Below are 17,500 nucleotides of genomic sequence, written 5' to 3'. Positions count from 1 at the left end.
TAACAATTTCATCAATGAGCATAGGATGTCTGACTCCACCAATGGTATCTTCATAGTGCACTTTACAGTAGTGGCAGGCATGGTGAGTGGCAATATTAAACTGCGAAAAATCCAGCTGGGAGGATTCTTCAAATATTTCTCTCTGGTTATAAAGAATTTCTGCAGCATGGAAGATGTTTTTATGGGGGTCGATATCACCCTTGTGATAGACCATTTTACCCAGCCCTCCTTCTTCCAGGAGTCCGTTGATCTTTTCACGGGCTTCATTATTTTCATTAAGGATCTCGGCAGATTTCTTCAGGATAGCATAGCAAGTGGCGCACATCACTGCTATGTTGGGATTACCCGAATCCCGGGCAACCCAGAAATTACGGGCAGCCAGGGCAGTGGTGGAAAGCTGGTCGAAAAGATCGTAATAGTGTCCCAGCCCAGTGCAGCAGGACTGGCGTTGGTCACGATGGTACCCCACTCCCAGCTTATCAAAGAGGAAGGCAGTTGATGATTCCACACCAGGATACTCCACACTCACCAGACAGCTTTTAAATAACAGGATATCTTTATCAGGTATTTTCTTCATGGGGATCCCCTTATTTTCTCCATTTTCCGGGTGAACCCCGTTATTTTGAGAATTTCGTTTATTTCTTCAACGGAATCTTCCGGCAGGGTCACTGATCCCAGTCCCAGTTCCTTCCGCACGTCATCCAAGTTCATTTTAAGATCAAGCCATTCCGGTCCAAAGTCCTTGACCAGCACATCGAAAAAAGCGGCAGGGATAGAACCTATCCCGATTTCCAGGAAGCTATCACCGTAGGTTAAGAATGCAGAAAGCCTATCAGTTTGTTTTCCTTCATTAATAGCCTTCTGTCTCAGGATCTGGTTTACCACACTGGCACTGTTGTTAGCCGGGCAAACACTGTTACAAGTGTAACAGTAGAAACAGTTCCATATATCATCATCATAGATGACACTTTCATCTCCATCTAATACCCTTTTAACCATTTCCCGGGGATTGTAATCACTGTAACGCGCTCCGGGGCACAGTGAAGTGCACATTCCGCACTGTATGCATTTAAAGAGTTCAAGGGAAGGAGAAGCTTTTAAATCGCCAATTACTTCTTTGGCAAGTTTAGAAGAATCTTCATTGAGTTTGAGAGTTCTCATTACCAAATTACCTCTTATGAGTTGTATTGCCTCTTCTTAAGTGATGGGCTTATTTACCCTTATAAATATAATCCATAATTTTTAATAATTACAAATCATTCTCGTCCTTAAAGATGTTAATTCTTTAGTTGAACAGTTTCCTGAATAATATTTTTAGCCAGTCTTTTGGACAGTGAGGTTATGGTTAATATGGGTGGCCGTCCTGGTGCCTGGGGTATAACACTGGCATCGGCGATGAAAAGATTTTTTATCCTAGTTTCCAGGGATCGATCAACTACTTTGCCCATGGCGGCAGTTCCCCCTGGATGTGCTCCTCTTAGGGGTGTAGCTACAATTGAAGAAGGATCCACACCGATCTCGGTGAGTATTTCCATAGCTTTATCATAACCTTCAGTTAATAGTTTCAGATCCCAACTGGTCAGGGGTTTGGTAATGGAACCATCATCATTCAGGGAACCATTGGCTTCATCGGCAATCTTAACCATTAAACCTACCACATCTTCATTGCGGGTATCGAAGCCCTTTTCTGTTATTAATGGGATGAGCTGGCTTGAAAAGTGTGGTGATAGGAAGTAAGCTCCAAATTCAGATTTAATACCCATGGGTATCTCCTGATTCAGTTTAGCATCTTTTAGAAAGCCCCCCACGGTGATGAATAAATCTGTGAAGAGGCCTTCGCCCACTCCCTCGGTTAGTTGGCTATTTTTTAATATTTGTGGAGTGTTCAGTGCCCCTGCAGCCAGAATGATCCTATGGGCCTCGTAAGTTCTAATATTTCCTTGGTTATCAATGCCTTCTACTCCCCAACATTTTCCTTCACTGTGCAGGACTTTATTAACTGTAAATTCACGTACCAGTGTAGCACCCGCTTGCACAGCATCGTTAACAAAGTCTGTGGCATCCCATTTTGCTCCATTTGTGCACCCCTCAATACAGAGGCCACAGTTATTACATCGGGAGTAATCAATGAATTTGGGCATGGGTTCTACAAAGTAGCCCAGTTTTTCAGCAGCATCCCATATTTTGCGGGTTACAGGCCCAGTCCGTGTCTGGGGAAGTGGACCCACCTTCAGGTCACGGCTGGCTTCCATGAGTTCTTCAAAAAGTTCCAGATCATGGATCTTGAACTGGGCGGTGGGAGAGTTGGAGTAACAGGCGGTACAGGCGTAACAGGCATTGGCCAGTGAAACTGGAGTTGTTCCCCCCACACCTTCAATGTACATAAGTTCTCCAGGGTACTTGAGGAATTCGTATTCTGGGATTTTTACCTCATCCTGGTTTAGAATAAGATCAGCAGTTTTTATCCCGGTGACTGCAGAACCAGAAGGTATAAACTCTCCTTTTTCCAGTATTAAAACATCAAAACCTTTAATTGAGAGCTCACGCGCTACGGTTGATCCGCCGGCGCCTGTTCCCACTACAATAACATCGTAAATCATAATCTATCCCTCATTACACTCCTACTTATTATAATAATTTCTAATGAGTTTTTTGAAGTTTTATTGAATAATTGAATGGCACTCTATTTCTAATTATTTTATAAGGAACTAGTTTAATTTTCTCTCAAATTAAACCACTTAATGGTGTTATAATGGATTTAAGTAATGGATTTAAACCCATAAAGGGATGAAATCCTCTTTAAAGATTTTTTTTATTAAAATTAATTCTTTCGGTCTTCTATAACTATGTTTAAGTCATTTAATTTGCTTCGTATTTCATCTGAAAGCTCATAATCTTTTTTTGCTCGCAGTCTTTCCCGGACTTCAGTGAGAATATCCACCAGTTCACCAGTAACATCCTCATGGGATTTATTTAAAACAAATTCAAAACCTAAAATGTTACCAATTTCGTTTATAAATTCTTTAACATTGATTAATGTGTTTTTTGAGATATTTAATTCGTTTATATCTCGGTTCATGTCTCTTATAAAATCAAAAAGGGATGAAAGGGCAAATGGTGTGTTAAAATCATTGTCCATGGCTTCAAAGAAATTTTCTCGGGTATCCTGGAGTAACTTCTGGTGTTCTGTGTTTTTGGTACTGTTTTGGGGAATATCACTTTTCAGAAGGCCATCAATGGTCTCGGTAAGTTTGTATATTCTTTTAAGCCCATTCTGGGATTGCTCCAGTATTTCCTGACTGAAATCAATGGGGCTGCGGTAATGGGTGGAGAGGACGAAGAAACGGAACACTTCTGGTGGATATTCTTTCAGCAGGTCTTTGATGGTGATGAAGTTACCCAGTGATTTGGACATTTTCTCACCCTTCACATTTAAAAAACCGGTGTGGATCCAGTAGCGGACCATGGGTTTTTTCCCGGAAACTGATTCCATCTGGGCTATTTCGGCTTCATGATGGGGGAATATTAGATCCAGCCCACCTCCATGTATGTCGTACTGGGCTCCGAAGTATTCTTCAGTTATGGCGGTGTCTTCTATGTGCCATCCGGGTCGTCCTGTACCCCAGGGAGAATCCCAGTTAGGTTCATCATCTTTCTTTTTCCACAGGGCGAAATCTCCGGGGTTACGCTTGCTGGTGTCGGGGTTGATGCGGTGAACATTAAGATCCTCAAGGTTGCGGTTAGAGAGTTTACCAAAGTCGGGGAACTTTGATTCATCGAAGTACACTCCATTTCCAGTTTCGTAGGCGAATCCTTTATCCAGGAGGGTTTTTATCTGGGCAATGATCTCCGGAAGGTGTTCTGTGGCCCGGGCGTAGAGATTTACATTTTCCACACCCAGTGTCTCCATATCTTCAATGTATTTATTTTCAAATTCCCGGGCTAGTTGAATGGGTTCTGTCCCGGTTTCAATGGCTCGTTTAATGATTTTATCATCCACATCAGTGATGTTTTGCAGGTAAAAAACACTGTAACCCCGGTATTTCAGGTAGCGGGCAATAACATCAAAGGAAATATAGGTCCGGGCGTGACCAATGTGTGAGTTATCGTAAACTGTTGGCCCGCAAACAAAGAGTTTTACCCGGTTTCCTTCGCGTGGTTTAAAAAGCTCTTTTTTACGGGTTAGAGTGTTGTATACTTTTATCATGTGATCACGTGATTGATACTTTAGATACTGTTTATTTGTTATTAACCTCTGATTGACTAAATCTAACTAATATTGACTAATTAAGTCAATAATTGAGTAATTTAATAGATAGGGCTTTAGCTATTTCTTGTTAATAAATAAAAGGCCGAGATTGGGATTTGAACCCAAGTATCGTGGTCTGCAGCCACGCACCTAGCCGCTCGGTCATCTCGGCAAAAAACGATTTTGGAATTTAGTTATTTTAGCGGTACTACCTAATGTTAACAATTGTTATATATAAAGGTTGTTATCAATTCACCAAACCAGATTCATATGAATTCCACTATTTTTGTTGTTGTATCAATTACCAAAACCGATTATAGATATTGATTTTAAATTTTAAGGACTTATATTAAATAAAAATTGAATAAATATATGGTGGTATTTATTCAATTTATTTGTAACTTATTCGACCTTTTTTCCGGCTTCAGGGCCAGGCTGTACCGAGTATATTTCAGTTAATTTAATCACTATGGCTGCTTTGGGATTGAGTTTGGTCATAACGTTCTGAGCCCATTCCACCACTTCGTCGAAGATTTTACCAGACTCAAATATCTCAGCTTTACCTTTAAATTGGTATGGATTTTTTTGGGCATCCTTGGTCACGATGGCAACGTTAGGGTTTTCTTCAATGTTCTTCCGGGTTTTGTTCATGTAGTTGTCAGCGATCAATATACTTCCGTTGTCAATGGGCCGGGCAAAGCCAATGGGAACCACGTTGGGAATTCCTTCGCTGCTGGCTGTGGCCAGGAATACTAAGTCTTTTTCTATAGCTTCCATCATTTCTTCAGTCATGGTCATTGTATCACCAAAATTTATATAACTATTGTTATATTATATAAGTTATGTTATATAATTAATTGATTTTCCAGTTGATTTAATTTGCTAAATGTAGGGGGCTGGTGTTATAAGTAGAAAAGTTAGGCTCTAACTGATATGGGGGACAAAGTATAAATAGTAAAATAATATAACAATTGTTATATTTTCTGGTGGAGATATATTTCAGCATGGTTCTCAATAAGAACAAGGCTAATACTAAAATTCCCTCAGAAAATCATTAAAACTCCATAATACGATATATAAATGTAGAATATTGGGAAAAATGGAAGTTTAAAACAAAATGGAGGAAACCAAATGACAGAAAAAAACAAGAAAGAATTTGGATTAAGTACATTGGGGTTGCACATAGGACAGGAAGAACCAGATCCTGCAACTGGAGCAAGAGCCGTGCCTATATATCAGACAGCAGCATACGTATTCAACGATGCGGATCATGCAGCCAACTTATTTGGCTTAAAAGAACTGGGTAACATATACACCCGTATTATGAACCCTACCAACGATGTGTTCGAAAGGAGAATAGCCGCTATTGAAGGTGGTAACTCTGCTTTAGCCGTAGCATCGGGACAGGCTGCAACTACCTATGCATTACTCAACCTAAGTGGACCTGGGGATGAAATATTATCTGCGGACAATCTCTACGGTGGAACTTACCAACTGTTTAACTACACTTTCCCAGAATTAGGCAGGAAAGTTAATTTTTTGAACTCTGATAAACCCGAAGAATTCGAAGATGCCATAACTGATAAAACCAAGGCCATATTTGCAGAATCACTTGGAAATCCAAAACTCGACGTGCCAGATTTTGAAATCATCTCAGACATCGCCCACGAAGCTGGAATCCCAGTGGTAGTAGATAACACCAGTGCAGTAGGTCTGGTGAAGCCCATAGAACACGGAGTGGACATCACTGTTTTATCCGCAACCAAGTTCATAGGGGGTCACGGAACATCAATAGGTGGAGTTATAGTTGATTCCGGTAAATTTGATTGGAGTAATGGTAAATTCCCCGGATTCACAGAACCAGATCCAAGTTACCATGGATTAGTTTACTGGGATGCTTTTGGAGACTTCCCAGGGTTAGGTAATGTGGCTTTCACCTTCAGAGCAAGAGTAAGATTACTCCGTGATCTTGGAGCACAGGTGAGTCCTTTCAACACTTGGTTATTCCTGCAGGGACTGGAAACACTGGATCTGCGTGTGAAACAACACTCCAGAAATGCACTTACTGTTGCTAACTTCCTCAAAAACCACCCAAAAGTCAGCTGGGTGAGTTATCCTGGACTGGAAGAAGATTCAGCCCATGAAGTAGCTTCTAAATATCTTAAAAAAGGATACGGGGCATTACTCGGATTTGGAATTAAAGGAGGTCTTGAAGCTGGTAAACAGTTCATAAACAATGTGGAACTACTCTCGCATCTGGCTAACATAGGAGATTCTAAGAGTCTGGTTATACACCCTGCATCAACCACTCACCAGCAGCTAACCACAGAAGAACAGGCAGCTACAGGAGTAACTCCTGACTTCATAAGAGTATCAGTTGGACTGGAAGATGTGGAAGATATCATTGCTGACATTGATCAGGCATTATCACGCATTGATGTAGAAATCGATGATGATGATGTTTCTGAAGAAAATGACAAGTCAACTGTTGACAAACTAAAAGGATACATCGGTGTGTAAGATGGATTTTCCTAAAATTAACTATGATAATATAACCAATATTAGTATAGTTACATGTAAACCTACTCAATGTGGGACAAAAAATGAAAAAAGAATCTGTTGGCGTTGTAGAAACTAAATATTACAACCTATCTGAAGAATTAATATTAGATGGTGGAGACAGTCTAAAAGATGTTACTATAGCCTATGAAACCTATGGGGCCTTAAATAAGCAAAAAAGTAACGCTATTTTGGTCTGTCACGCCCTCTCGGGTAATGCCCATGTGGCAGGATGGCATGAAGGAGACCGGAAACCTGGCTGGTGGGATAATATAATCGGCCCGGGCAAATGCCTGGACACCGATCGTTACTTCATCATCTGCTCCAATGTACTGGGGGGATGCCAGGGATCAACCGGACCTTCATCCCAAAATCCGGAAACAGGGAAACAATACGCATTAGAATTCCCTATCATCACCATCAAAGACATGGTAAAAGCCCAGAAAAAATTAATTGACCACCTCCAAATCAAACAACTATTCTCAGTGGTAGGTGGATCCATGGGTGGCATGCAGGTCCTCCAGTGGTGTGTATCCTACCCGGACATGGTGAGATCTGCCATACCCATTGCCACCACATCCTATTCATCACCCCAACAAATCGCATTCAATGAAGTGGGAAGAAGAGCCATAATCAGTGATCCCCACTGGAATGAAGGTAATTATTATGAAGGAGAATTTCCAGACAGTGGCTTGGCCCTAGCCCGTATGATCGGCCACATAACTTACCTCAGCAACGAATCAATGTATGAAAAGTTCGGAAGAAGACTCCAGGACAAAGAAGAGTACAGTTTTGATTTTTCCACAGACTTTGAGGTGGAAAGCTACCTCCACTATCAGGGAGACACCTTCACCAAGAGATTCGATGCCAACTCATATCTCTACATCTCCAAAGCCATTGACTACTTTGACCTGACAGAAAACGGAACAGTATCCTTATCCGAAGCACTCAAAGATGTTAAAGCCAGAGTATTAGTAATATCAGTTGATTCAGACTGGCTTTACACGCCAGCTGAGTCTAAAGAAATAGTAATGGCCTTAACTGCCAATGAAGTCGATGTCAGTTACTGCCAGATCAAATCTAGCTATGGTCACGATGCATTCTTACTAGAAGCAGGACAACTCAGCTACATTATAAATGGATTTTTCAGTGAAACCCTGGTGGTAGATGTGATGACCCTCAATGCAGCCACCATAACCGAAGATTCCAGTATTGAAGAAGCAGCAGAGTTAATGCTGGATGAAAAAGTCACCCACCTACCGGTGGTTTCCGAAGACCGTAGAATGCTGGGAATTGTTACAGCATGGGATATTTCCAAAGCAGTAGCTCTCAAATATGATAAACTCGACCAGATCATGACCTGTGATGTTGTAACTGCACTTCCACAGGATCCAATTGAATTAGCTGCACGGAAAATGAGAAAACATAACATATCTTCGCTTCCAGTGGTCAATGATCATGGAAATGTTTTGGGTCTTATAACCACGGACCACATAAGCACCCTCATTGCCGGGGACAAATATTAAACTGGGCAAATATTAAGAATTTTAAGGTTCATATAGTATGATTGAGAAAAAGTTTTAGAATTATTCAGCATTAATAAAGGTTATTCAGAATTAATAAAAAAAATAAGGTGATATAATGAGTTATATGGATCATTCGGCAACATCACCCGTTAACCCGGAAGTCCTGGAGGCCATGCTACCCTACTTCACAGAATCATTTGGGAACGCCTCTACCTTATACGCTCTGGGAAGGGAAGCCAGAACTGCCATGGAAAATGGCAGAAAACAGGTGGCATCACTTATAGGTGCTAAACCAGAAGAGGTGTACTTCACCAGTGGAGGCACAGAATCAGATAACATAGCAATAAAGGGAACTGCCAGCAAACTGAAAAACAAGGGCAACCACATCATAACTAGTGATATAGAACATCCTGCAGTGGAAGAAACCTGCAAATACTTGGAAAAAAATGGATACCAGGTTACTTACCTGCCAGTGGGTGAAGAAGGCATAGTGAAAGTTTCTGATGTGGAAGCAGCAATCACTCCGGAAACTATTTTGATTACGGTGATGCATGCTAACAATGAAATCGGCACTATCCAACCAATAAAAGAGATTGGTGCACTGGCCCGGGAAAAGGGAATCTATTTCCATACTGATGCCGTGCAGAGTGTAGGTAAGATTCCAGTTAATGTGGGGGACATGAACGTGGATATGTTATCCATATCTGCCCATAAACTATACGGACCGAAAGGAATCGGGGCATTATATATCCGTAAAGGAGTCCGAATTGACCCATTACTCCATGGTGGAGGGCATGAAAGAGGTATGCGCCCGGGAACAGAAAACATTCCAGGAATTGTAGGTTTGGGTAAGGCCTGCCAGATAGCCGAGGATAATCTGGAAAAGAACATGGAATACGTATCATCATTACGAGACAGATTAATACAGGGAGTCCTGGGGAACATTGAACAATCATACCTAAATGGACATCCCACTAAAAGACTTCCCAACAATGCCAACTTCAGATTTACAGGCATAGAGGGAGAATCACTGGTACTGCAACTGGACGCCAAGGAAATCAACGCTTCCACAGGTTCAGCTTGCTCATCCAAGAAACTGGAACCATCCCATGTTCTGATGGCCATAGGGCTTAAGGAAGTGGATGCCCATGGATCACTGCGCATAAGTCTAGGCACAGAAAACACCCCCCAAGATATTGATTACACCATCGATGCAATTGATGAAGTAGTTGAAAGACTAAGGAGCATGTCTCCGCTCTGGTGTGCAACACCAGAAGATGCATAAAAAAAGTTAAGAAGGTGATGTTATGTACAGCGAAAAGGTAATGGACCATTTTTCTAACCCCCGTAACGTTGGTGAAATAGAAGATGCCAGTGGAGTGGGAACCGAAGGAAACCCGGTGTGTGGTGACCTGATGACCATCTACATCAAAGTAGAAGATGAGGTTATAACTGATATAAAATTCAAAACATTCGGTTGTGGGGCTGCAATTGCCACTAGCAGTATGATAACCGAGATGGCCATGGGAAAAACCCTTGATGAAGCTCTGAAAATCACCAGAGATGATGTAGCCGAAGAATTGGAAGGACTCCCACCGGTGAAGATGCACTGTTCCAATTTAGCTGCTGATGCCTTAAGGGCGGCCATCGCCGATTACAAAATGAAACAGGCTGAAAAAGAGGTTGAAAATTCTTCTGAGGATAAATCCTCAGAATAATTATTATTTCATTTTAAACCTCAAAATAATATTATTTTATTTTAAAAATCCGATGATGAACGTCTAAAGGATACTACCATTTCCCATGACTAACCATTCCCCCCACTCTAAGCAGGTTTACCTGGATCATTCTGCCACATCCCCTCTTGACCCTGAGGTGTGGAATGCAATGGAACCTTATTTTAGCGATTCTTTTGGAAACGCTTCTACTCTTTATTCCCTTGGGCGAAAAGCCAGAACTGCCATGGAAAAGGCACGTGAACAGGTAGCATCTCTAATAGGTGCCCAACCCACTGAAATTTACTTCACCAGTGGAGGCACAGAATCAGACAACATAGCCATTAAAGGTGCCTCCCGGCACCGGAAAAACAAGGGAAACCATATTATAACTTCTTCCATTGAACATCCCGCTGTTTTAGAAACCTGTAAACATCTGGAAAAAGAGGGATTCAGAGTAACATTTTTACCGGTGAATGAGGAGGGAATAGTTTCCTTAAGGGATTTAAAAGATGCAATCACCCCTGAAACTATTCTGATCACGGTGATGCACGCCAACAATGAAATCGGCACTATCCAACCAATAAAAGAGATTGGTGCACTGGCCCGGGAAAAGGGTATTTATTTCCATACTGATGCTGTGCAGAGTGTGGGTAAGATTCCAGTTAATGTGGGGGACATGAACGTGGACCTGCTGTCTATATCTGCCCATAAACTATACGGACCGAAAGGAGTAGGAGTCCTTTACATCCGAAGAGGGGTTCAAATTGACCCATTACTCCATGGGGGAGGTCATGAGAGAGGCATGCGTCCCGGAACAGAAAACATTCCCGGAATTGTAGGTTTGGGTAAGGCCTGCCAGATCGCCGAAGAAAACCTGGACCATAACCAGGAATATATCATCCAATTAAGGGATCATCTTATCAAGGGAGTTCTGGAAGCAGTTGATGATGTACAGTTGAATGGCCATCCTATTAAACGATTACCAGGTAATGCGCACTTCAGTTTTAAAAAAATGAGGGGAGAACCATTAACTTTCCTAATGGATGCCCAGGGGGTGGAAGTTTCCACTGGTTCAGCCTGTTCCACCAAGAAAGTGGAACCATCCCCTGTCCTCCGGGCAATGGGTTTGGATGAGGAAGCGGCCAATGGCTCACTCCGGGTAACACTGGGAAAGGAAAATACTCCAGAAGATATTGATTTAGCTATCAAAAACATTAAATTAGCAGTGGAAAAACTCAGAACCCCGGCCAGTGTCCAGGGAATGACGGAAATAGTTCCCATAGAACGTTACAATGCTTCGTTTGCCCCTGAAAAATCATTTAAAACCTTTACTCCACCTTCAACTCCAGGGTTAACTCCCGGGGATGATGAGATTGTGGTTGATGAACAGGTAAACCTAATTATTAATGAAAAATTCCGAAGGAGTTTCTCCATAAGTCCAGATGCCCTGGAAGAATTTACCAGGGGTTATTTACTCGGAGAAGGCCTGGTGACCACTATTAATGGTATAAAAAAGATAAAAATCAATAGTCTGGATATCAACGTGGAGATAGACCTCACTGACTTTGATATAAAGGATCTGGTGGTTGGTTCAGACTGTTTCGGTGGATGGAGGCGCAAAATCGAAACCATAAACCGGGTGGAATCCGAATTTACATTATCTCCTGATGATATTTTCCAGGCCATTGATGAGTTAAGGGATGAAGCCCGAATCTGGCAGAACACCGGAGGCACTCATGTTGCGGGCCTGGTTTACCAGGATAAATTCATCACCCGTGAGGATGTAAGCCGCCACGTTGCCGCAGATAAGGTAATAGGTGCTGCCGCACTGGCAAAGGTTGACTTTTCCCAGAGTTTCATGGTTTACAGTGGCCGGATGCCCGCGGACATGATGATAAAACTGGCCCGGGTGGGAATTCCCATTATAGCCTCCAACGCAGCTCCCACATCATCGGGTTACTCTGTGGCCTTTAAGGCAGGAATAACCATGATTGGATTTTTAAGAGGGAGTCGATTTAATATTTACACTAATCCTCAGCGGGTATCGCTGGAATGAATCCTTTTTTGGTTCTTTAAAACAAGTTCAATCTTCAAAAACCATGAATATTAAACCATAAATATTATTCACGATATCATTTTTAAAACAGTTCGATTTATATATAATGTATTTCGTATATTTAACCATCCCTGTTACCAATGTTTTAAGATTATCCTCCAGTTTCATGGAGGTATTATGGAGATTTTTCGATTTAAATGGGAATTATATTTCGTTAATGACTTAAAAACGACTTAAAACTAATATACAAGGAAAGGGGATGAACTCGAAAACTGGTGATTAATTAACATTCAGGTGGTGATTTGATGGATCCCAACCAGGAAAATGCAATGATAATATTGAAGGCAATGGTGGAAGGAAGTAGGAGAAGGGGTAATGGTGATGTCATAAAAAGATTAACCAACCTTAGTTTTGATGAAATTAACAGTGCTGTGCCCTGTCTTGAAGATATGGGGCTGGTGCAGACCTTCCCTGGAAGGAAAAAGTTAAGGTATGATTTTTTCAATGTGACTCTGGCCCCTGCGGGTTACCAGTACTACCATGATCATTTTGGAAAAATAGCGGTTATTGAATAAGTTTTTAAATAGAATAATCAGCTTATTCATTTTTTCTTATTTCAGGTTAAAACTCCATTCCACATACTTTAATTTATTTTTAGTTCATTTTAATGTGAAATACCATAAAAAAAGAAATTAATTGTATTATCTAACTTCATATTATCCAAATCTCTTTTTCAAAGCTAATATGACTGCCACCATATCCTCTGGGGACATACAATTCAGAGCATCCTCTAATTCATCCCATAACATTCCCTTAAAGTTATCCACAAAATTTTCAACTTCACTTTCGCTCATGCATGTTTCAGCCATGGTAAAATCCCCCTCTTAATTCATTGTTCATTTCTTTTAATTCCTTGTTTACTATCTTCTGTTGGGGAAATTATTTATTATTTGGGGAGGTTATAATCAAAGATAAGAAAATTGGCAAAGATAAGAAAAGTGGGCAGACTAAATAATTTGTAATTTAAAATCATATTAAATAAATCAAAAATGAATTAATCCCTTAAATGACATTATAACTCCCAAAAATTTTTAATAATCTAAATATTCTAAATAATTTAAATTATCCTTCAAGTCTTTGAATAGCTTCATCAAAGAGTATAATAGATTTTTTAAGAATCAGATTAACTGAGTAATTGCATTTTGAACTTAAGTGGATGGAATTTTGGGCTTTACCTGGGGATCCGATTAGTGTCAGTGGATAGTTGCGGCAGACTTGGGGTCGGAAAGTGTATATTGCGCATTTATTGCTGTCTGGGTCAATGAATTTGCAGGGGTGGCTGTCCCTTATTTCGAAATGTTGGGGGAACTCTTTGTTGCGAATGATTTCCTTCTCCAGATCTGAGTTGAAGGTAAGTAACAGGTTGAGTTCATCTCTATGAATGAAAACAGATTCAGATTCCCGGCAGCATCTTCCACAAACAGTACACCATTCTTCATGTTCCATGGCTAATTCATAGTTTGATGGACCATCTAATGTATCTAAACCCATTATGTCTGCCAGTTGTATGATCTGCTTAAGGTCCCCTTTAGTAACCCCTAATTTCTTGTACTTTTTAACACTTCTTTTCTTTTTCAATCTATTGAATACTGCTTTTTCCAGGAGTTCAACCTCTTTAGTAGTGTTCATTCCACAGTCATCAGATTCCAATGATCTGGTTCTGAGGATTTCAAACAGTTCTTGATCAATTAAAAGATCTCTTAACATGTCCCTGCACTCATTTTTTTCTTATTAGGTCCTGATGGTTGTTCAAAAATATTTTAAGATGATTAATGAGTGGGTTTCTAATTTAATAGATAATCTAAATCTTATCACCTATTCGAATCTTTGAAAGTAATTTTAAATTCTGTACCCGGGTTATTATCCAGATCAATACTTCCATCTATCTGTTTGGTTAAACTGTTTATCATTTGCAGCCCCAGTGAATTAGTGTTTCTAAAATCTATCTCTTCTGGAAATCCTACACCATTATCCCGCACGATCATTTCGCATAGACCACCATTTTTACGGAGATCTATCTGGACTTTACCATTTCGGCCATTGGGGAAGGCATGTTTAAAACAGTTGGTAATAAGTTCGTTGGAGATTAAACCTAAAGGTATTGCATGGTTAATATCCATTTTTATGTTTTCTACATTCATTTCTAGTTCTATAATCTCTTTCTGTGTGGCGTAGGTATGTAAAAGCTCGGCGGATAATGTTTGTAAGTAATCACCGAAATCGATGAGTTTAAGATCAGTGGACAGATACAATCTTTCATGGATAAGGGCCATGGAACGGGCACGGCTCTGACTTTCCTTGAATATTTCCCGGGATTTCTCATCTTCCAAGTACCCGGCCTGAAGATTCAACAGGCTGTAGATAATCATTAGATTATTTTTAACCCGGTGATGAATCTCTTTCAGGAGTATTTCCTTTTCTGCCAGAGAGGTTTTTATTTCCTTCCTCAACTGAAGGTTTTCTTTCCAGTGTTCCAGTATCTTTTCCGGAGTTTTTCCACTGAGAAATTCATGAGGAGGGATGTAATAGAAGTTTTCATAGATTTCACTGCCAATAATGGCTAAAGGGTGGGTTTCTAGTATTTCCATTAAGATTTCAGGGCCAAAAATACGGGCATCATATTGGCAAATAGCCAGACATTCGTTTGTTGGAAAAAAGTTGTTCAATTTTGCTTCGTATTCAATGAGACGTTCTGATCCGGGGAAACCTCTTAGTGTCCAGGACATTTCACCAGTAACGCGCAGGGCATTATAACCTTCTTTTAGGGCCTTTCCTGTCTCATCCGAAAGCATTTTGATCATCTCATCTGGATCAAAAACACCGTCTTTCATATACGAGTCAGTCACGGTCAGAATAGATAGTTGCCCATTATGGAGGAACTGGTCAGCGTCTACTCCATCGTCCTTAAGGTAATTAAGAACAGTTTCGGCGGTGTTTTCATTGACAATGTACAACACCTTTTCGTTATTTTCAAGTCCTAATCGTAAATATGGGGTGATAACACTTTTGTGTTCTTCATCAGTCTCATAAATACAGCAAAGATGATTTCCTGGTTTAAGGTCTTCAATTTTATATAATTGACGTCCTTTTTTCATTTTCGCACGACCGGAGACATGGAAGACATGAAAAAAAATAATTTTCCTTATGTCAATATTTACTTCACCCTATAATCGTAAAAAGTTATCGCTTACTAAAATAATAGGGGTCCCTAAACTAAATATAATTAAAAAAAATGGTTAGTGGTTCTAACCCCCTTAATGTATTATAATTTAGGGGTTTATCACTTTATTTAATATATTTAAGTGATTTTAAGTAAGTAATATTAAAAGGGAGGTTAATTACCATCCTCTTTCCTGCAAACGCTCATTTTCAGGTATTTCGCTTATTTCCAGGCCGGGCATGGCATTTCCCAGATCTCGGCTAACTTCAGCAATTATTTCTGGGTTTTTGTAGTTGTGGGTGGCTTCCACTATGGCGTTGGCTACCAGTGTGGGATTTTCTGATTTGAAAATTCCACTGCCCACAAATACTCCGTCTGCCCCGAGTTGCATCATCAGGGCGGAATCAGCAGGAGTGGCCACACCACCAGCAGCAAAGTTTACCACTGGTAGCCTTCCCTGTTTCTGTGCCTCTTTCACTAGTTCCAGGGGCGCTTCCAGTGTTCTGGCCACGCTCCAAAGTTCCTCTTCGGTTTTATTGGCGAGTTCCCGGATGGTTCCCTGGATCACCCGCATGTGACGGACAGCTTCCACCACGTTACCGGTACCTGCCTCTCCCTTGGTACGGATCATGGCGGCACCTTCATCAATCCTGCGGAGAGCTTCTCCTAGATTCCGTGCTCCGCAGACAAATGGTATGGTAAATAACTTTTTGTTTATATGGTATTTTTCATCGGCAGGAGTTAGGACTTCGCTCTCATCGATCATGTCCACTCCCAGGGTTTCCAGGACCTGGGCCTCTACAAAGTGGCCGATTCTGGCCTTGGCCATCACCGGGATACTCACGGCATCTATGATCTCCAGGACCTTGGAGGGATCGGCCATCCGGGCCACTCCACCGGCAGCCCGGATATCAGCGGGGACCTTTTCCAGGGCCATAACTGATACTGCACCAGCATCCTCAGCAATAACTGCCTGTTCAGCGTTAACAACATCCATAATCACTCCGCCTTTAGTCATTTTGGCGAAGCCCTTTTTCAGTACTTCAGTTCCATGCAACATTATTAATTCTCCTTTATTCACGCTAGATATATTTTTTTTGACTATAATTTCTTTTTTACAAAGATTAATCGTTTATTTACTTACAATACACATTAAAGTGTATTAAAATTTTTTAATAAGCCCAAATAGGGATTAAAAAGTTAAGGTAGAAATAGGATTAAATAGGATGGGGGGAATGTTTATTTAGATTTTAATGTATTGACATTTCAAGTAATAGAAAATTCAAAGGATCCTGATTTTATCTCCAGTTTTAACCTTTCCTCCAGTGATAGCCCGGGCGAAGATACCTTCCCTGGGCATTATACAGTCTCCTGCCTGTTGGTAGATGGCACAGCGGTTGTGGCATTCTTTACCGATCTGGGTAACTTCCAGTATGGTTTCATTCCCCACCTGGATCCGGCTACCAAGGGGAATGGTGACCAGTTCTATGCCAATGGTGGTGATGTTTTCGGCAAAATCACCGGGATGCACATCCAGCCCCAGGTCCTTCATCTTATCAATACTCTCCTGGGCCAGGAGACTAACCTGTCGGTGAGTTAGGGAGCTGCTATGAGCATCACCCATCAGTCCATGATTCTCTTTAACCACACCTTCCTGGATGTTAATTTTACGGGTCTGCTTTTGGGGACTGGTACATACCGCAACAATTTGACCGGATTCTGTTTTATTTGTGTTGTTCATGGTTAATCTGTCGGTTATCATGGTTAATCACGAAGATAACTGGGTGGATAGGGGGATGGGTCTTTATTTAGACCCTTTTACTTCCCCTTTCTCACCTGCTGCAGTTACCAAATCTTTTTTCAATTTTTCAATGGCCACCTCAGCCACTCTTTCACCAGAAAGAAGCATTCCTCCAAAGGTGGGTCCCATACGGGGACTTCCGTAGGTGGTGGCCACTGCCATTCCCGTTACCAGGAGCCCAGGGTAAACCTCTTTGGTGTTTTCCACAATGGCATCCTCTGATTTTTCCACCCACATTCCCTGGAAACCAGCTGTATTCACGGTTCCCCTTTCTTCCAATGATTTAACAACCACGGCGTCGTGTCCTGTAGCGTCAATAACTATCTTTGATTCTAAAGCCACTGGATCAACGCAGGTAATTGCTCGTGGTA

General features: G+C 41.1%; 16 protein-coding genes, 1 tRNA gene and 1 pseudogene (2 of these 18 only partly in view). 6 read left to right on the top strand and 12 right to left on the bottom strand.

Going from position 1 to position 17,500, the window contains the following annotated elements:
• The 6 genes from hdrB to QC759_RS06265 form a co-directional block, all read right to left on the bottom strand.
• Positions 1-577 carry the 5' portion of a ferredoxin:CoB-CoM heterodisulfide reductase subunit HdrB gene (gene hdrB, locus QC759_RS06290; RefSeq protein WP_048073414.1) on the bottom strand. It extends 404 nt beyond the left edge of the window, so 577 of the gene's 981 nt are visible here — the first part of the coding sequence; its start codon is at positions 575-577; the stop codon falls past the left edge of the window.
• A complete protein-coding gene (hdrC, locus tag QC759_RS06285; RefSeq protein WP_048073413.1) occupies positions 574-1,161 on the bottom strand; it encodes a ferredoxin:CoB-CoM heterodisulfide reductase subunit HdrC in 588 nt (195 codons plus the stop codon). Before hdrC ends, hdrB begins: the two co-directional genes overlap by 4 nt.
• Before the next feature lie 116 nt (positions 1,162-1,277).
• A complete protein-coding gene (locus QC759_RS06280) occupies positions 1,278-2,600 on the bottom strand; it encodes a GMC family oxidoreductase N-terminal domain-containing protein (protein WP_048073412.1) in 1,323 nt (440 codons plus the stop codon).
• A gap of 221 nt (positions 2,601-2,821) precedes the next feature.
• Positions 2,822-4,207, bottom strand: a complete 1,386-nt coding sequence (cysS, locus tag QC759_RS06275; RefSeq protein WP_048073411.1) for a cysteine--tRNA ligase — start codon at positions 4,205-4,207, stop codon at positions 2,822-2,824.
• Positions 4,208-4,350: 143 nt separating this feature from the next.
• A tRNA-Cys gene (locus tag QC759_RS06270) sits at positions 4,351-4,421 on the bottom strand.
• A 230-nt stretch (positions 4,422-4,651) separates the two neighbouring features.
• Positions 4,652-5,047, bottom strand: coding sequence for a pyridoxamine 5'-phosphate oxidase family protein (locus tag QC759_RS06265; protein ID WP_048073410.1), 396 nt, complete (start codon positions 5,045-5,047; stop codon positions 4,652-4,654).
• Positions 5,048-5,380: 333 nt separating this feature from the next.
• On the opposite strand from QC759_RS06265, the pseudogene QC759_RS06260 reads away from it, so the two are divergent.
• From QC759_RS06260 to QC759_RS06235, 6 genes and pseudogenes are all read left to right on the top strand, one after another.
• A pseudogene (locus QC759_RS06260) lies at positions 5,381-6,685 on the top strand (O-acetylhomoserine aminocarboxypropyltransferase/cysteine synthase family protein); the annotation flags it as partial.
• A 167-nt stretch (positions 6,686-6,852) separates the two neighbouring features.
• Complete coding sequence (gene metX, locus QC759_RS06255; RefSeq protein WP_048073409.1) at positions 6,853-8,334, top strand: homoserine O-acetyltransferase MetX; 1,482 nt, start codon at positions 6,853-6,855, stop codon at positions 8,332-8,334.
• A 115-nt stretch (positions 8,335-8,449) separates the two neighbouring features.
• Positions 8,450-9,619: a cysteine desulfurase NifS gene (nifS, locus tag QC759_RS06250; protein WP_048073408.1), complete on the top strand. Its 1,170-nt coding sequence runs from the start codon at positions 8,450-8,452 to the stop codon at positions 9,617-9,619.
• Between the two features lie 22 nt (positions 9,620-9,641).
• The gene (nifU, locus tag QC759_RS06245; RefSeq protein ID WP_048073407.1) at positions 9,642-10,052 is read left to right on the top strand and encodes a Fe-S cluster assembly scaffold protein NifU; all 411 of its coding nucleotides are present in this window, start codon (positions 9,642-9,644) and stop codon (positions 10,050-10,052) included.
• Positions 10,053-10,137: 85 nt separating this feature from the next.
• Positions 10,138-12,108: a cysteine desulfurase NifS gene (gene nifS / locus QC759_RS06240; RefSeq protein WP_082055726.1), complete on the top strand. Its 1,971-nt coding sequence runs from the start codon at positions 10,138-10,140 to the stop codon at positions 12,106-12,108.
• A gap of 305 nt (positions 12,109-12,413) precedes the next feature.
• Positions 12,414-12,683 carry a hypothetical protein gene (locus tag QC759_RS06235; protein ID WP_048073406.1) on the top strand — a complete coding sequence of 90 codons (270 nt, stop codon included), beginning with the start codon at positions 12,414-12,416 and terminating at the stop codon, positions 12,681-12,683.
• 141 nt (positions 12,684-12,824) lie between these two features.
• Here QC759_RS06235 and QC759_RS06230 read toward each other — a convergent pair whose 3' ends face one another.
• From QC759_RS06230 to QC759_RS06205, 6 genes are all read right to left on the bottom strand, one after another.
• Positions 12,825-12,977: a hypothetical protein gene (locus QC759_RS06230; RefSeq protein ID WP_171824056.1), complete on the bottom strand. Its 153-nt coding sequence runs from the start codon at positions 12,975-12,977 to the stop codon at positions 12,825-12,827.
• 253 nt (positions 12,978-13,230) lie between these two features.
• Positions 13,231-13,875: a YkgJ family cysteine cluster protein gene (locus QC759_RS06225; RefSeq protein ID WP_048073405.1), complete on the bottom strand. Its 645-nt coding sequence runs from the start codon at positions 13,873-13,875 to the stop codon at positions 13,231-13,233.
• Positions 13,876-13,979: 104 nt separating this feature from the next.
• A complete protein-coding gene (locus QC759_RS06220) occupies positions 13,980-15,263 on the bottom strand; it encodes an MEDS domain-containing protein (protein WP_052660010.1) in 1,284 nt (427 codons plus the stop codon).
• A gap of 243 nt (positions 15,264-15,506) precedes the next feature.
• Positions 15,507-16,388 carry a pyridoxal 5'-phosphate synthase lyase subunit PdxS gene (pdxS, locus tag QC759_RS06215; RefSeq protein ID WP_048073404.1) on the bottom strand — a complete coding sequence of 294 codons (882 nt, stop codon included), beginning with the start codon at positions 16,386-16,388 and terminating at the stop codon, positions 15,507-15,509.
• Between the two features lie 222 nt (positions 16,389-16,610).
• On the bottom strand, positions 16,611-17,090 hold the full coding sequence (locus QC759_RS06210; protein ID WP_243687127.1) for an MOSC domain-containing protein: 480 nt from the start codon (positions 17,088-17,090) through the stop codon (positions 16,611-16,613).
• A gap of 42 nt (positions 17,091-17,132) precedes the next feature.
• Positions 17,133-17,500 carry the end of a sulfide-dependent adenosine diphosphate thiazole synthase gene (locus QC759_RS06205; RefSeq protein ID WP_048073403.1) on the bottom strand. Its footprint extends 460 nt past the window's final position, so 368 of the gene's 828 nt are visible here — the last part of the coding sequence; its start codon lies beyond the right edge, outside the window; the stop codon is at positions 17,133-17,135.

Source organism: Methanobacterium formicicum (assembly GCF_029848115.1).
Taxonomy (GTDB): Archaea; Methanobacteriota; Methanobacteria; order Methanobacteriales; family Methanobacteriaceae; genus Methanobacterium; species Methanobacterium formicicum.
This window is presented reverse-complemented; position numbering and strand designations above follow the sequence as displayed.

Excerpts from the sequence above, each read along its gene's own strand:
- nifS (WP_082055726.1), top strand. The coding sequence starts at position 10,138 with ATGACTAACCATTCCCCCCACTCTAAGCAGGTTTACCTGGATCATTCT.
- cysS (WP_048073411.1), bottom strand. The coding sequence starts at position 4,207 with ATGATAAAAGTATACAACACTCTAACCCGTAAAAAAGAGCTTTTTAAA.
- nifU (WP_048073407.1), top strand. The coding sequence starts at position 9,642 with ATGTACAGCGAAAAGGTAATGGACCATTTTTCTAACCCCCGTAACGTT.
- QC759_RS06210 (WP_243687127.1), bottom strand. The coding sequence starts at position 17,090 with ATGATAACCGACAGATTAACCATGAACAACACAAATAAAACAGAATCC.
- QC759_RS06235 (WP_048073406.1), top strand. The coding sequence starts at position 12,414 with ATGGATCCCAACCAGGAAAATGCAATGATAATATTGAAGGCAATGGTG.
- metX (WP_048073409.1), top strand. The coding sequence starts at position 6,853 with ATGAAAAAAGAATCTGTTGGCGTTGTAGAAACTAAATATTACAACCTA.
- QC759_RS06230 (WP_171824056.1), bottom strand. The coding sequence starts at position 12,977 with ATGGCTGAAACATGCATGAGCGAAAGTGAAGTTGAAAATTTTGTGGAT.
- QC759_RS06265 (WP_048073410.1), bottom strand. The coding sequence starts at position 5,047 with ATGACCATGACTGAAGAAATGATGGAAGCTATAGAAAAAGACTTAGTA.
- QC759_RS06225 (WP_048073405.1), bottom strand. The coding sequence starts at position 13,875 with ATGTTAAGAGATCTTTTAATTGATCAAGAACTGTTTGAAATCCTCAGA.
- pdxS (WP_048073404.1), bottom strand. The coding sequence starts at position 16,388 with ATGTTGCATGGAACTGAAGTACTGAAAAAGGGCTTCGCCAAAATGACT.
- nifS (WP_048073408.1), top strand. The coding sequence starts at position 8,450 with ATGAGTTATATGGATCATTCGGCAACATCACCCGTTAACCCGGAAGTC.
- QC759_RS06280 (WP_048073412.1), bottom strand. The coding sequence starts at position 2,600 with ATGATTTACGATGTTATTGTAGTGGGAACAGGCGCCGGCGGATCAACC.
- hdrC (WP_048073413.1), bottom strand. The coding sequence starts at position 1,161 with ATGAGAACTCTCAAACTCAATGAAGATTCTTCTAAACTTGCCAAAGAA.
- QC759_RS06220 (WP_052660010.1), bottom strand. The coding sequence starts at position 15,263 with ATGAAAAAAGGACGTCAATTATATAAAATTGAAGACCTTAAACCAGGA.